The organism is Escherichia sp. 20412-1, from assembly GCF_003027595.1.
Classification (GTDB): domain Bacteria; phylum Pseudomonadota; class Gammaproteobacteria; order Enterobacterales; family Enterobacteriaceae; genus Escherichia; species Escherichia marmotae.
Genome location: NZ_PYQM01000113.1, coordinates 1 through 1,034 on the forward strand (window position 1 = coordinate 1; position 1,034 = coordinate 1,034).

A 1,034-nucleotide genomic window follows, 5' to 3' on the forward strand; every position below is an offset into this window, starting at 1 on the left:
CCCAGCATTCCCTGGGTATCGCTGTAACCGTTGTCACCCAACTGCTGGGCGACGTTGCCCCACAGTTGCAGACGCGGATTAAGCTGACCTTCCACCCCGACTTTTAACTCACCGATGTTACGCGCACCGATGATTTCATCGCTGATGCCATCCATCTTCACACTGTAATTGCGGGAGTTATAAATCCAGTTGGTTTCCACAAAAGGCTGGAAGGAACGCTCTTTATGATCATCAAGAGCATTATGGCCTTGCAGATACGCTTTCACCCCCAGACGCGTTTGTAGGTTGCCTTCGGTGCTGTCCTCAACCAGAGTGCCATTGTCTTCAGTATGATTGTCTGCCTTCACATCCATCCACGTCAGTTGCATTTTTGGCTGCAACCAGTAGCTGGTACGCGCATCGGCGCTTTCACCAAGACGGAAGGTATAACCCGCTTCAATGGCAGCGGTTATGCCGTCAGAGTGATATTTCTCACCCGGCAGGTACTCGCCGGAGACGGTGTTATCAAACCAGTTATAGAGCAACCAGCTATCAACATAAGTCCCGGTTTTGTCCGCTTCGTTAGCGTACCAGGTGCCATACACTCCCACACTGTAGCCGTCGATTTGCCCACGTGAGCTGTACCCGGTCAGGTTGGAATGGGTGTGACTCTTGCTGTTGGCATAGCCAGCCATTAAGCCGAGATGCCAGCGATCAAGGTCATTACAGCTCCATTGTGCGAGGTCGCCGCCCAGTTGCAGAACATAACGGTTGCTCTGGGTGCTCAATTCATCCGAACGATCTTTAAAGCGATTATGTCCGCCAATGTTACGCATCCATAGGCTGGTTACTTTCTGCTCGCCGGTCAGCAGGTCGGTGTATTGTGTTTCCCCCAGACGGTCATGCAGTCGGGTATTAAACAGCGTATTTGCCGCCTGAATATTGGCCAGATAGCTGCCAATTTCCGGGCGATACAGATGTTTTCGTTCTGGTTGTGGAACAGATGGCGTAACAGGTGGCTCCGGTGTCACAGGCGGTTCTGGTGTTACAGGGGG

1 protein-coding gene is annotated in these 1,034 nt (G+C 52.2%); it reads right to left on the minus strand.

The features are described from left to right. Positions 1 to 1,034, minus strand: a 1,034-nt coding sequence (locus tag C7B16_RS24210) for an autotransporter outer membrane beta-barrel domain-containing protein (protein WP_181244208.1), incomplete at both ends; no start/stop codon positions are given.